Consider the following 13,231-nt stretch of genomic DNA (forward strand, 5'->3'; position numbering starts at 1 on the left):
CGGCATGGCCGGCGGCCGGTCAGACGGCTGCTGAAGGGCCATGCTCAGCCCTTCAGCGGAAGATGACTAGAAACGTTCCTGGTGACACTTCTCGCAGTTGATCGGGTCGCTGACGCTGAACGCCATGCTGAACCCGTGGCAGGCGCCGCACGACTCTCCCTTCTCCATATCCTTCATGGTATGGGGCTTGCGGCTGACCCCCGCCGTCACGATCTTGCCGTGGCAGTCCATGCACCCCAGGCCGCGGGCCAGATGGGATTTGTGGCTGAACACTACGCTCGCCGTGCCGGCAGGGAGCTCAAACTTGATCGCCTTCGTAACCGGATGGCACTTCTCGCAGCTCCCCGCCACCGAAAACGCGCTCTTGCCGTCGTGGCAGGCACCGCACGACTGGCCCTTCTCCATTTCGGGCATTGAAACCCGACGGTTCCCCGCTCCCGGCTTGTAGAGGGTGTCGTGGCAGTCGTTGCAGCGGAACATGCCGATATGGACGGAGTGGCTGAACCGGGCGCCCGACGCCGCAAAGGTGATCTCCTTCACCGGATGGCACTTCGTGCAGTTTTCCTTGACGGTGAAGGCGCTCTTGCCGTCATGACAGGCACCGCAGGATTCCCCCTTCTCCATCTCGGCCATGGTGTGGTTTTTCCGCGCCACCCCCGTGGTGAAGATGCCGTTGTGGCAATCGCCGCAGCCGTAAGCGCCGAGTCCCAGGTGGAACTTGTGGCTGAATACGGTCGGTCCGGCCTGGGGAGAGTTGAACGTAACGTCGGAAGTCGTCTTGTGGCACGTGCCGCAATCCCCCTTCACGCTGAAGGCGGTCTTGCCGTCGTGACAGGCGCCGCAGGAATTACCCTGCTCCATCTGGGGCATTGTCCAGCGCCGGTTGCCGGGACCCGCCTTGAAGAGGGCATTGTGGCAGTCGCCGCAACTGAATCCCCCGAGGTGCTTTGCGTGCGGAAACCGGGCATCCAGGGCCAGCGTTACGTCCCGCAGCGGATGGCACTTGGCACAGGCATCGGCGGCCGTGGCCGAGAAGGCGGTCTTCCCATCGTGGCAGGCGCCGCACGACTTACCCTTCGCCATGTCGGCCATGGTGTACCGCTTTGCACCCTTGCCGGCCGTGAAGATGCCGTTGTGGCAATCGGTGCAGCCGTACATCTCCCGGTGCACGGAATGGCTGAACGTCACGGTTCCGGCTGCGGCGGTCCTGAACGGGATATCCTTTGTCTTCACGTGGCACTTGTCGCAGTTGCCCTGAACACCGAAGACGGTCTTCCCCTCATGACAGACGCCGCACGACTCTCCCTTCTCCATCTCGGCCATGGTATAGCGCCTGCTGTTCACGCCGCCGATGAAGATGCCGCTGTGACAGCTGTCGCAATTGAGGATCTTGGTGTGGACCTGGTGGCTGAAGAAGGCATCGCTCTTCTCGAAACCGACATCCTTGACGTTGACGTGACAGGTGCCGCAGTTCCCCTTGACCGAAAAGGCCGTGACGTCGTTGTGGCAGCCACCGCAGGACTTTCCCGTTTCCATGTCGGCCATGGTGTAGCGCTTGCTGTTGGGGCCCGCGACGAAAAGCCTGCTGTGGCAGTCGCGGCAACCGAAGGTGCCGAGCCCGAGATGGTTGGCGTGGCTGAACTGGGCATCGGCCGCAAACCCTATGTTGCGCACCGTGTGGCAACGGGTGCAGTTTTCCTTCACGGTGAAGGCGGTGCTCCCGTCATGGCAGGCGCCACAGGATTTCCCCCTCTCCATCTCGGCCATGGTAACGTGGGGATTGTCGGTCGACGCCTTGAAGATGGCGTTGTGGCAGTCGCCGCAACCGAACGCGCCGAGTCCGAGATGGAATTTGTGGCTGAAGGTCACGGCGCCGAAATCGGGGATGTCGACCGCCACCTCCTTCGTGACATGGCAGCGGGTACAGGCCGAGAGGGGAAAGGCGCGCTTGCCGTTATGACAGGTGCCGCACGACTTCCCCTTCTCCATCTCGGCCATGGTGACCGGAGCCGACTTGGCGCCTATGGTGAAGACCGAGTTGTGGCAGAGAGTGCAGTCACTCCCCAGGGCCCCCAGGTGGACCGGATGGCTGAACTGCACCTTCCCGGCATTCGCGGTGGAGAAGGTCACGATTTTATAGTCATTGGCGAACAGGAGTACGGGGATGAACAGAAGCAGGAGGGAGGGAACTATCAGGCGTTTCACGAATCTTCTCCTCTGAACGGCGGAAAAATCGGCCCCGATGCGGTCGAATTCCGCCGAATGGCGGGACACGGCCGGGTTTCAGGGTATCAGGAGATGCCAAGCAATTCCCTTGCCACCGCGAAGACCCGGGCAGCCTGGATCGGTTTTGTAATGTAATCGTTGGCCCCGAGAGCAAGTGCCCTCTCCCGGTCCTCAACGGCACCTTCCGTGCTGATGATGGCGATGGGGATGGCGCTCAGGGCGGGATCGCTCCGCACGAGACTGACCAGTTTGAGCCCATCCATGACCGGCATGTTGATGTCGGTGAAAATCAAATCGAAGCGCTCGCCGGAAAGCTTCTTCAAGGCCTCCACCCCATCGTTCGCCTCCAGGATCTCCACATTGGGGAGCCATTTGAGGGCAAAAGCGATGAGCTGGCGCATGGTCGGCGAATCATCGACGATCAGGATCCTCTTGTCGGTCATGGTCCCGTACCTCCGATCCCACAAACGTCTCCACTATGATAGCGCGACGCTGCCGTTGGTCCCCCGCCGGCGGCAGTCAACCGATTCCGGCCGTTCCCCCGCAACGGAGCCTGATCTCCCCGAACATCCGTTCAAGGGGGAGCACCTTGTCCACCAGACCGGTGGCCGCCGCCTCTTTCGGCATGCCGTACACCACGGCGCTCTTTTCGGACTCGGCCAGCACCATCCCGCCCGACTCCTTGACCGCCCGCACCCCCTTGCTGCCATCGTTTCCCATGCCGGTGAGGATGACGCCCAGGACCCTCGCCCCGAAGATCGCCGCACAGGAACAGAGCATGGCGTCGACCGACGGGATATAGCGATCGTTCCTGGCAGGCTTCACGATGCGCGCCACAACGGCATCGTCCTTTCTCACGAAAGTCAGGTTCCACCCCCCCGGCGCGATGAGCACCCGGCCGGGGCGGACCAGATCGCCGTCGGCAGCTTCCTTGATCTCCAGAACCGACAGACGGTTGAGCCGCTCGGCAAAGGTCCGCGTAAACCCCGCTGGCATATGCTGGGAGACGACCACGGCAAAGGGGGGTGGCTCCTTGAACGAAGCGAGTATCGACTGCAGTGCCGGCGGCCCCCCCGTGGAAGCACCAATTGCCACGACGTCGAACCGTCCGCACCCTCCCGGCTCGGATGGGGGCGCGCTTTTCCTGACAGGCTGAGGTGCCGGTTCCGGAACCGGCGGCCGCTCCCTCCTGATGATTCCGGCCATGTTCAGGTGAAGGGCGCTGCGGACCTTCTGCTGGAGGTCCTCGGTGATCTTTAGCAGTTCTTCGGAAATGGCGCTGGTCGGCTTGGCAACGAAATCAATCGCCCCGAATTCGAGGGCCTTGAAGACCTTTTCGTCGTCGCTGTTGGCGCTGATCACGATTACCGGCGTCGGTCTGTACCCCATGATGATCCGCAGCAGCGTAAAACCGTCCATCTTCGGCATTTCGAGGTCGAGGGTAACCAAGTCGGGCTTGAGATCGATGACCTTGCGGACCCCCTCCTCGCCATCGGCCGCATATCCGACGACTTCCACCTCGGGCATATCCTCCAGCATCCTGGTGATGGCCCGGCGGTTGAAGGCCGAATCGTCGATGACCACGATCCTGATCTTCTTCATGGCCGACCTCCCGTGCCTGGCGGCAGGGGTTTCTGGTAGACCATATCGTTCTTGAGGTGCCTCAGGGTGAACGCCGTGGTGATGTTCATGAGCGACTCGGAGTGTCCGAGAAGCAGGAATCCGCCGTCGCGGAGGGTGCGGTGAAACGACTCGATCACCGTGCGCCGGGCACACTGATCGAAGTAGATGAGGACGTTGCGGCAGAAGATCACATCCATCCGTCCGAGCAGGGAGATGCGGTTGCTGTCCAGAAGGTTCAGGTGACTGATGGTGACGAGCTCCCGGACCTTGTCGTTCACCCGGTGCATACCGTCCTGCTCGGTGAAATAGCGGCGGATGTAGGTGTCGTCGGTCACGCGAAACGACGACTTGCCGTAGAGCCCCTTGCGTGCCTGCTGGATTACCCGCTGGCTGATGTCCGTTCCGACAATCTCGACGTTCCAGCCGGCAAATCCCCCCATCTCCAGAAGCAGCATGGCAATGGTGTAAGGCTCCTCGCCGCTGGAGCAGCCGGCACTCCAGATCCTGAGCGAACGGTCGCCGCTCTTCAGCTTGGCCTCACGGATCTCGGGGATGATCTCGTCGGTAAACGCCTTGAGCTGGAACGCCTCACGGAAAAAGTAAGTCTCGTTGGTCGTGAGAATATCCATGATATCGGCGAGTTCCTGATCCTTGTTCCTGTTGTACTTGAGGAAATGATAGTAGTCACGGAACCCGGAGAGATGATGGAGCTCCAGCCGCTTTCCAAGCCGCTTCTCCAGGAGATAGGCGGCATCGGTGTCGAAGAAGAGGCCGCAGTGGCTGTAGATGAGGTCCCGAATGAGGCGGAACTCCTCATCATTCATGGTAATTTCGGATTCGAAGCCGAACATCAGACCAACCTTCCGATCAGATCGCGAAGCTGCACGCGAACCAGTTCGTCGCTCTCGGACTCCAGGGCACGCTCCAGGTGCGGCAGCGCCCCTGCTCCGAGAAGTTGCACCATTGCGCGGACGAACGTCGCCCGCACCTCCCAGTGAGGGTGGGCGAGGAGCCGCTCGCGATACTCCTCAATCCATCCCCCATCCCCTTTGGCGAGGATGTCGATGGCAGACTTGACCACTTCTTCATCGGGATTGTCGAGGCACTGCCTGACGAGCACTGCGGCCCGCTCCCCCTCCATCGCGGCGAGGGTCTCCAGGGCAGTTATGAGCACCACCCCTCCAACCGTGGGAAGAAGCCCTTCGATGGCATCGAGGACCTTGCTCCCGCCGTATCTTCCCAGGGCCTTGAGAGCTGCGCTCTGCACCCACGGGTCGTCGTCGCGGAGGGCAAGCAGCAGAGGTTCCGGCGCCTCGTTTCCTCCCACCCCCCCGATACCCGCAACGGCAGAGATCCGGACGTCGGGGTCTTCGTCCATGAGTGCCATCACCAGGCTTCCGAGACATTCGGGATTGTGCAGCCCCCCCAATGCGCATACCGCGCTGCGCCGCACAAGGGGATCCTCATCCTTCACGAGGAGCGCCAGACGCTCCGTGTCGGCCAGGGCGGCGTAGAGCCGCGTCGCGGAGTGTCGCGCCTCGGAAGCCTCCGATGAGGCGAGGGCCTGGGCAATTCCCCGTACGCTCTCCCCCCCGACGTTTGCCAGTTGGGCAAGGGCAGACACCGCTCCCTCCCGAACCTCCGGATCGTGATCGTCAAGCAACTCCGCCACATTCTCCAGAAGACCGACCAGGCCGATTTTTCCGGCAGCCAGCGCCGAGACCCGACGAAGCATCGGCCGATCGCTGTGCATCCCTTCCGAGAGCTGGGGTGCACAGCCGGCGTATCCGGTCTCTCCCCAGACCTGGATGATGTAGGCCCGTTCCTCGTCGTCCGCAGCTGAGTAGAACTCCATCAGCGCAGCCATTCCACGCTCATCCATGACCCGGAACCCCTGGAGACAGAGACGCCTGAGCCGCTCGTCACGGCATCCCTGCAGCAGGGCCACGGCAGCACGTTCATCGCCGATGGTGCCGAGAATTCTCACGAGCGCCTCGTGCACTCCGTGGTCGGAGGTATCCAGCGAAGCCAGCAGCCCGTCGACACATGCCGACCCCCTGAGTGCCGCAAGCCGGGTGTCGATTTCTGCCGTCGCGACCGGGGCGGGCAAACGGCCTCTCAGCCGGACAAGAGCCACTGCCGCTGCCTCGCGCGTGGCCCGCACCTTATCCGCGAGTCCCTCGACCAGCAATGGAACCGCATCGGCATCTCCCACTGCCCCCAGGCATTCGAAAACGGGACGTTTGAGGAGGGAATCCGATGCAAGGGGGGCAAGCACCCCAAAGGGGACCGCCTCGCCTATGCGGGCGAGGGCGCCCAGCACCGAATAACGAAACCAGACGTCGTTCACCGCCAGGGCATCCACGAGATGCGTTACGGCACGGGGATCTCCGATCTTGCCCAGGTTTTCGGCAGCCGCTGCGGAGACGTTGGCATCATGGTCCCGAAGTGCGCCGACCAGAGAGGGAATGCACGAACGATCGGCGATGTTGCCGAGAATATCGATGACAAACTTTCGGACATCCCGGTCCTGATCGTCGATGTGTCGCAGAAGTGCGGACACCGCCCTGCTGCCGAGTCGCTCCAGCGCCTCTACCGCTGAATTTCGAAGACCGGCATTGTCGGGGGAGGCAAGGAGTCCGACGAGCCCTTCCACTGCCGACTCATCCAGATCAGCGCCGAGAAGGACGCTTACCGCCTCTTTGCGCACCCGCCAGCTGAGGTCTCCCATGGCGTCGAAGAGAAGATGCCGCACGTCGGCGAACGGACGGGAGGCAAGGCTGATTACCGCTCGGCGGCGCTCCTCCTCGTCCAGCGCGTGGAGGCGTTCGTTGAGGCTGTGCAGTTGGTCCAATGAGAAGCTCCTTGTCTTGCCTGCGGGGAGATTGCTGCCTGGTGTCAAGTGATGACGATGGGAGAACCGGACCCGCCAGAAATGCTCCGCGCCACGGCGGAGCATGAGAAAATCCAAGGGGCGCGGAAACCGAGTGCCCCCGACGGGTGGGGTGACTGTCCGGCTGCAAATCCGGTTTCGTCAGTGCGCCGCGGCACCCTCGGTCATCAGGGAAATCCCGGCGAGCGCCGATGCCTCTCGGCTGCTGAGAATCCGGTCGAGGTTGAGGAGCATGATCAGCGCCTCGCGCACCAGACAGACCCCGATGAGGTACTCGGCGCCGACCCCTTCGACCACCTGCGGCGGTGGTTTTATGTCGTGGACCTGGACCGTGACGACCTCGGTCACGTCATCAACCACGAGCCCGACCATCTGGCGCCCCACCGTAACCACCAGCAACCGCGATTCTTCCAGCGCCGCACGCTCGGGAAGGTCGAAACGCTTACGCAAGTCGACGACCGGAATCACGTTGCCGCGCAGGTTGATGACCCCCTCGACAAAAGGGGGGGCCTTGGGAAGCCGCGTCATTTTCTGGGGGCGGATGATCTCCTTTATCCGCATGATGTCGGCGGCAAAAGAGGCATCGCCGATGCGGAAGCAGGCAAGCTGAATTTCCTGGATGTCACTTTCCATCGTCATCCCTTTTGCGTTTGCGGTACGGCTGCGGGAATCAGCCGGCGATGAGCCCCTGTATTATCTCCATGATGCGGGCGGACTTGAACGGCTTGGTTACATAGGCGGCGGCGCCGGCGTCGAGGCCCTTCTTCTGGTCCTGGCTGCTCTTCTTGGCGGTCAGCATGATGATCGGGATATGGCTGGTTTCCGGATTCGCCTTGATCCGCCGGCAGACCTCAAATCCGTCCATTTCAGGAAGCATGATGTCCAGAATTACCAGATCCGGTTTCACGACGGCGATCTGCTCAAGGGCCGCCATGCCGTTCAGCACCCCCGTGACTGCGTAGCCGCGGGAGGAGAGAAGGATGCTCTCAAGCTTGAGGAGACTCTCCTCGTCCTCGACGATCAGAATCTTTTTCCTGTTCATGATCAGTACCTTTCCCCCCGCTCAGCAGAGGGCCGCGTCCAGAACTTTATCGAGATTGAGGAGAATGATGATTTTCCCTTCGTGCCGCCCGATTCCACCGACAAAGTCGCGATCTATGCCGTCAAGTACGGCGGGGGGGTGCTCGACCGAGTCGGCATCGATCCGCACCACCTGGGTCACTTCATCGACGAGAAGGCCGCAGAAACCGTCGCCGCGCTTAACCACGATGATCCGCTCCTTGCTCCGGACGGCGGCTTCGCCGAGGCCGAGACGGTGCCTGAGAACGAAGACCGGGATGATAATGCCGCGCAGGGAGAGTACGCCGGCGATGAACGCCGGAGCATGGGGAATCTCCGTGGTCTCGCGCGGCTTGATGATCTCCCTGAGCTCCATGATGTCGATGCCGTAGATTTCATCAGCGACCCGGAAACAAAGGATTTCCAGCGATTCGACCCCCTCTTGCACCGTCACTGCGTCAGCGTCGGCGGGAAGAAGTTCTTCCGCGAGGGCGGCCTTTCGCCCTTCAAGGATAATGGTCAGGGGATCCTGGGGGACCGGTGGAAGCGTCGGCACGGCGACGGGAAACGGCCCGGGCGACGGCGACGGGAAGAAATCGTCGTAGTTCGGGGTATCCGCGGTCTCGAACGGCTCCGCCGCCGGAACCGATTCCTCACGAAGGTTCGGCGCGGCAGCCGGCCGGGAAGCACCTTTCCCCTGTTCCCGTTCTCTCTGAGCCTTTTTTCGTATTTCGGCAATATCCATCATGATCACTCGCCCCGAAGCCCGTAACACGAAGTCTTTTTGCAATCATACCATGGTTCAGCGTCCAAGACGACGAGGTCGCGCCGACAACGGAATCCGGAGGACCCGGCCCCACCTGACAAGGTCTGCAAGAGCCACCGTGCCGTCAGTACAGGCTCGCCTCGTCCCTCAACTCCTCCACCAGCGACGCGTCGATCCAGGAAACGTCTCTCCCGTAGCCCACCAGGAGCGCGTTGGTGGCGAGGATGTTGATCTTGCGCGGGACCCCCCCCGACAGATCGTAGATCCGGCGTACCGCATCAGGAGAAAAAAGCCCCGGGGGGCCCCCCGCCACCTCGAGTCGAAAATCGATATATTCGAGGGTCTCCTCCAGGGTCAGGGGCTGGAGGTGATAATGCATGGCGATCCGCTGGCGAAGCGGCTCGTGGGCCGGATCGGCCAGAATCTGCCGCAGCTCTGGCTGCCCCATCAGCACTACGCTCATGAGGTTCTGGTCATCCAGCTGGAAGTTGGTCAGCAGCCTGATCTCGTCGAACAGCTCCCGGTCCGGGATAAGCTGGGCCTCATCGATCACGATGACCGGGCAGCGACCAGCGGCGCGAAGAACGAGGACCGCTTCGCCGAGCTGTTTCAGCAATTCGTCCTTGGCGACGCCCGGGCTCTCCACCCCGATGCTGCGGGCCACGACGCGGAGAAACTCCATGGGGGTGAGCCGAGGGTTGACGATGAAGCAAAACCGGCACTCCTCCCCCATGGCATCCATGAGAGCTCGGGAGATGGTGGTCTTGCCGCAGCCGATGTCGCCGGTGAGAAGCGCCAGTTCCCGCTCCTCCACCGCGTACTGCAGGCGGGCGAGCGCTTCCCGATGCCCCGCGGAAAGGAAGAGGTAGCGCGGGTCCGGGGTCTTGGAGAACGGCTTTTCCTTCAGCCCGTAAAATTCCCGGTACATCTACCCTCCGCTCCGGAATGCCTCACCGATGATCCCCCCCACGTCGAGAACGAGGATCGTGCGCTGGTCGCCGAGGTCGGCGGCTCCCGAGATCCCCCGGTAGCCCTTGAACATGTCGCCAAGGGATTTGATGACGATGTCCTGCTGCCCCGTCAGGTCGTCCACGATGATTCCGAGGCGCTTTTCGGCGACCCCCACCACGACTATGTAAAATTCAGCGGATGGAGGCGCCTGGCGCGCAATGCCGAAGAAACGCTCCAGCCGGACCAGCGGCAGGGTCGTCTGCCGGAGCTGGTAGACCTCCTTGCGCTCGACGGTGTCGATAACCACGTCGGAAGCGATGATCGTCTCCAGCACCGAGGTGATCGGTATCGCGTAACTGCGTCCCGCGGTGGTGACGAGAAGCGCCTTGATGATCGCCAGGGTGATCGGGAGGGTGATGATGACCCGCGTCCCCCGGCCGAATTCGCTCTCGATATCGACCATTCCCGATACGGCGGCGATGTTGTTCTTCACCACGTCCATGCCGACGCCGCGCCCCGAGAGCTCGCTCACCTTGTCGGTGGTGGAGAAGCCGGGGAGGAAGATGAAGTCGAGGGCATCCCGGTCGGCAACCCCTTCCAGGGTCTTGATGAGTCCCTTCTCCAGAGCCTTCTTCTTCACCTTCTCGATGTTGATGCCGCGACCGTCCTCGGCCACCTCGATGACGACGTGGTTCCCCTTCTGGTAGGAGGAAAGACGGATGGTTCCCCGCTCCGGCTTGCCGGCGGCGACACGCTCCCCGGGGGGCTCCAGTCCGTGGTCGATGGCGTTGCGGATGATATGGACCATCGGATCGGAGATATCCTCGATGATGAGCTTGTCGAGCTCCGTATCGGCACCGAACAGCTTGAGGTCGACCTTTTTCCCCTGCTCCCTGGAAACCTTGCGGACGATCCGGGTAAGCTTCTCGAAGAGCTGCCCCACCGGGATCATCCTGATCTCCATGACCCCTTTCTGGAGCTCGGTCAGCTTCCGCTCCAGCCCCTTGGCCGCCTTGCCGAGCTCGATGGCGAGGGACGAAAATCCTTCGAGACGCATCCGTGTCGCCAGCGCCGATATGGTCGAGTGGGAGAGGACCAGCTCTCCGACGATGTTCATCAGCTCATCCAGCTTGCCGATGTCGACCCGCACCGTACGGCTCATGCTCTTGGCGGTCATCTCCTCGCCGCCGGCTGCGGGAACGACCGCCGGCGCTGACGGTGCGGAGGGGGAAAGAGCCGGGGGGACGGAAACGGCGGCTGCCGGTGCAGGGGTCGCGGAGGGCGGGGCGGCACCGAAGGTGGTGATTTCGACGTTTTCGCGGTCGACGAGGGCGGCGACGGCATCGCGGTCGAGCTCCGTTCCGTAGAGGATCTCGAAGTCGATCATCGACTCGGGGGTGGCACTGGCACTCGGCAGGGTGCTCACCACCTCTCCCGCGCCCTTCAAGGCTTCGGTGATTTCCCCCAGGTCCTGGTCGAAAGACATGAGGCTGAACGACGCATGGATGGAATAGATCGTCCGCCCCTTCTTCACGTTCTCCAGGAGGCGGTGCTCTTCGTACTCGGTAAGGGAATTGAGGATCCGCTCGGGAATGCCGAGCTTCTGCAAGGGGGATTCTCCCGCGCTTGGTTCGGCCGAGGCACAGGCATTGAGACGGGCAACCGCGTCGGCAATGGCGGCCGAGCAGTCTTCTCCGCCACCCAGACCCCGCACCACGGTGCCGAGGAGTTCCATGGCATCGAACAGAACGGTCATCACCTCGGGGGAGAGCGTCACCTTGCCGAGGCGGAGGGAATCGAGGAGGTTTTCCAGATTGTGGGAGAGCTGCTGGATGTCGGAGAAACCGAACATCCCGGCAAGTCCCTTGAGGGAGTGGGATCCGCGAAAGATCGCATTGAGGAGATCGGGGTCGCACTCACCGCTGTCCGCACAGTCACTCAACGTGACCAGATCGGTATTGAGCCTCTCGACAATCTCTTCGGCTTCGGCCAGAAAGTCCTCAACGGCCCGGCCGGATTCATCGTGTGAATTGGTCATGGGACACTCTGCACGCTGGAATGATGGAAACCGTCCCTTCTCAGGCGGTGTACTTCACGATCAGCTCCTGTAGCCGGGCGGGATCGAAGGGCTTGACGAGATACTCGTTCGCACCGAGGGTGAGCCCCTTTTCCCGGTCCCGCTCGCTCCCCTCGGTGGAGATGATAAAGAGCGGAATATGACGATAGTTGTCACTGGAGCGGACGAAGCTCACCAGTTCCAACCCGTTGATGTCGGGCATGTTGATGTCGGTGATGATCAGGTCCACCGGCTCCCGCGGCAGGAGACGCAGGGCTTCGAAGCCGCTGGCAGCCTCCACGATCTGGTATCCGCCGAGGGACTCGATAGTGGTGGCCAGAAGCGATCGCATGGTGGATGAATCTTCGGCAATGAGGATCTTCTTCACGCTCTCCCCCGGCTGTTTTCCTTGAGTTTTCGTTCCAGAAGCGCCTTTTCCATGGCGACACCGGCCTGGGACAGGAATATCTCCAGCGGTTCGGTGCCGCCGATCGATGTGCGCCCCGGCAGGTTGTCCCCGTACAGAAGCGCCACCACATTTCCCCCACTGACGATCGGCCCGACGAACACCTCGTCCGGAATCCCGTCGCCGAGCCGCTCGAAGAGAAAGCTGTTCAACCCGGCCGGTTCGGGCCTGAGGACTGCCGGATGTCCGGCTTCCATAACCCCGCTGAAGAGCGAGGGCTCGTGGCGGGGAATCCGCAGATTCCTGATCAGGGAATCCGCAGGACCCTGCCGGTCGGTGATCCCGAATTGGCCGAGGCCGACGAGATCGTCATCCCTTACCTGGAATATTACCGCCCGATCCACGAATTCGGCGGCATAGCGCAGGACGAGGAGGGTGATCCCACCTTCAAGGGCAGGGTCGTTGAGCTCCCTGAGCATGCTGTGGAGGAGGGCCATCCCGCTCCCCCCCTCCGGTCGCCCGGCGGAAGAGGCCGTATCGTCCCCCAGTTCACGGCGGAGCAGATCGCCTAGATTGACCAGCTCGCCCGGAGAAGGCCCCTCAACCCCCTCCCTACCGGAGCCCTCCGGCACGCCACCCGGGCCGGGTTTGCCTTCGACGTCACGGTCGTGGCTGCTCTCGCCTCCGGCGCCTCCCCTCTTCCCGCCGGCAAGCCGGGACCTCTCCATGAGCAGGTACTGAGGGTTCAATCCCTGGTCGAGCATGAACTGCATCGGGTCCATCAGTGCGGGGTCAAGCGCCTCCGCCATTTCCCGCAGTTCGAATTCGAAGGTCCCCTCAACCCAGCCGAAGAGGGCGTAAACCACGTCTTCGATCAGTTCCCGGACCACCTCGTCGATGACGGAGGCGGACACATCGAAATACTGCACGAGGATCGTCCCGAGGCGATCGCGAAACCCCTCGCGCTCCTGCAGGGAAAGCGCGCCACGGAGCTTCGCCGGATCAATGGAGCCCCGGCGGATCAGGGCCTCGCCGATACTCTCGTGGCGAGTGGTCGACGTCGCGTGGATGACCTGCCCCAGCCGAAAGAGGATCGTTCCTTCCCGCCCCCTGCTCCGAAGCCGCAGGATCCCCGACTTTCGCGAGAGGCTGACGATCTGAAGGATCTCCCCCAGCCCGAGGTCTTCGAGGTTACCGACAAGACTCATCCGATGCCGTTGTCCGATGTCGGAAAATCAATGGATGAAACGG

The 13,231-nt window shown here is 62.3% G+C and carries 12 protein-coding genes; all 12 read right to left on the reverse strand.

All coding sequences use genetic code 11. The features are described 5' to 3' along the window. Positions 1 to 66 precede the first annotated feature (66 nt). Positions 67 to 2,205 carry a cytochrome c3 family protein gene (locus M6689_RS13095; RefSeq protein ID WP_298272513.1) on the reverse strand — a complete coding sequence of 713 codons (2,139 nt, stop codon included), beginning with the start codon at positions 2,203 to 2,205 and terminating at the stop codon, positions 67 to 69. Between the two features lie 86 nt (positions 2,206 to 2,291). Next, the gene (locus tag M6689_RS13100; RefSeq protein WP_298272515.1) at positions 2,292 to 2,669 is read right to left on the reverse strand and encodes a response regulator; all 378 of its coding nucleotides are present in this window, start codon (positions 2,667 to 2,669) and stop codon (positions 2,292 to 2,294) included. 76 nt (positions 2,670 to 2,745) lie between these two features. Beyond that, entirely contained in the window at positions 2,746 to 3,828 is a 1,083-nt protein-coding gene (locus tag M6689_RS13105; protein WP_298272517.1) for a chemotaxis response regulator protein-glutamate methylesterase, read from the reverse strand. Continuing rightward, positions 3,825 to 4,700, reverse strand: a complete 876-nt coding sequence (locus M6689_RS13110; protein ID WP_298272519.1) for a protein-glutamate O-methyltransferase CheR — start codon at positions 4,698 to 4,700, stop codon at positions 3,825 to 3,827. Before M6689_RS13110 ends, M6689_RS13105 begins: the two co-directional genes overlap by 4 nt. Beyond that, a complete protein-coding gene (locus M6689_RS13115) occupies positions 4,700 to 6,703 on the reverse strand; it encodes a HEAT repeat domain-containing protein (RefSeq protein ID WP_298272522.1) in 2,004 nt (667 codons plus the stop codon). The genes M6689_RS13110 and M6689_RS13115 overlap by 1 nt, the downstream gene beginning before the upstream one ends. 180 nt (positions 6,704 to 6,883) lie before the next feature. Then, on the reverse strand, positions 6,884 to 7,375 hold the full coding sequence (locus M6689_RS13120; protein WP_298272524.1) for a chemotaxis protein CheW: 492 nt from the start codon (positions 7,373 to 7,375) through the stop codon (positions 6,884 to 6,886). Between the two features lie 37 nt (positions 7,376 to 7,412). Further along, positions 7,413 to 7,784, reverse strand: a complete 372-nt coding sequence (locus M6689_RS13125; protein WP_298272527.1) for a response regulator — start codon at positions 7,782 to 7,784, stop codon at positions 7,413 to 7,415. 21 nt (positions 7,785 to 7,805) lie between these two features. Then, positions 7,806 to 8,549, reverse strand: a complete 744-nt coding sequence (locus M6689_RS13130) for a chemotaxis protein CheW (RefSeq protein ID WP_298272529.1) — start codon at positions 8,547 to 8,549, stop codon at positions 7,806 to 7,808. Positions 8,550 to 8,691: 142 nt separating this feature from the next. Continuing rightward, complete coding sequence (locus M6689_RS13135; RefSeq protein ID WP_298272531.1) at positions 8,692 to 9,495, reverse strand: AAA family ATPase; 804 nt, start codon at positions 9,493 to 9,495, stop codon at positions 8,692 to 8,694. After that, positions 9,496 to 11,556: a chemotaxis protein CheA gene (locus M6689_RS13140; RefSeq protein WP_298272534.1), complete on the reverse strand. Its 2,061-nt coding sequence runs from the start codon at positions 11,554 to 11,556 to the stop codon at positions 9,496 to 9,498. 40 nt (positions 11,557 to 11,596) lie between these two features. Next, positions 11,597 to 11,962 (reverse strand): response regulator, encoded by a 366-nt coding sequence (locus M6689_RS13145; protein WP_298272537.1) that lies wholly within the window; start codon positions 11,960 to 11,962, stop codon positions 11,597 to 11,599. Then, on the reverse strand, positions 11,959 to 13,188 hold the full coding sequence (locus M6689_RS13150; RefSeq protein ID WP_298272539.1) for a DUF4388 domain-containing protein: 1,230 nt from the start codon (positions 13,186 to 13,188) through the stop codon (positions 11,959 to 11,961). Before M6689_RS13150 ends, M6689_RS13145 begins: the two co-directional genes overlap by 4 nt. Between the last annotated feature and the right edge of the window lie 43 nt (positions 13,189 to 13,231).

It is taken from the genome of Geobacter sp., assembly GCF_027327745.1.
Taxonomy (GTDB): domain Bacteria; phylum Desulfobacterota; class Desulfuromonadia; order Geobacterales; family Geobacteraceae; genus Geobacter.

Excerpts from the sequence above, each read along its gene's own strand:
- M6689_RS13100 (WP_298272515.1), bottom strand. The coding sequence starts at position 2,669 with ATGACCGACAAGAGGATCCTGATCGTCGATGATTCGCCGACCATGCGC.
- M6689_RS13105 (WP_298272517.1), bottom strand. The coding sequence starts at position 3,828 with ATGAAGAAGATCAGGATCGTGGTCATCGACGATTCGGCCTTCAACCGC.
- M6689_RS13110 (WP_298272519.1), bottom strand. The coding sequence starts at position 4,700 with ATGTTCGGCTTCGAATCCGAAATTACCATGAATGATGAGGAGTTCCGC.
- M6689_RS13120 (WP_298272524.1), bottom strand. The coding sequence starts at position 7,375 with ATGGAAAGTGACATCCAGGAAATTCAGCTTGCCTGCTTCCGCATCGGC.
- M6689_RS13125 (WP_298272527.1), bottom strand. The coding sequence starts at position 7,784 with ATGAACAGGAAAAAGATTCTGATCGTCGAGGACGAGGAGAGTCTCCTC.
- M6689_RS13130 (WP_298272529.1), bottom strand. The coding sequence starts at position 8,549 with ATGATGGATATTGCCGAAATACGAAAAAAGGCTCAGAGAGAACGGGAA.
- M6689_RS13135 (WP_298272531.1), bottom strand. The coding sequence starts at position 9,495 with ATGTACCGGGAATTTTACGGGCTGAAGGAAAAGCCGTTCTCCAAGACC.
- M6689_RS13140 (WP_298272534.1), bottom strand. The coding sequence starts at position 11,556 with ATGACCAATTCACACGATGAATCCGGCCGGGCCGTTGAGGACTTTCTG.
- M6689_RS13150 (WP_298272539.1), bottom strand. The coding sequence starts at position 13,188 with ATGAGTCTTGTCGGTAACCTCGAAGACCTCGGGCTGGGGGAGATCCTT.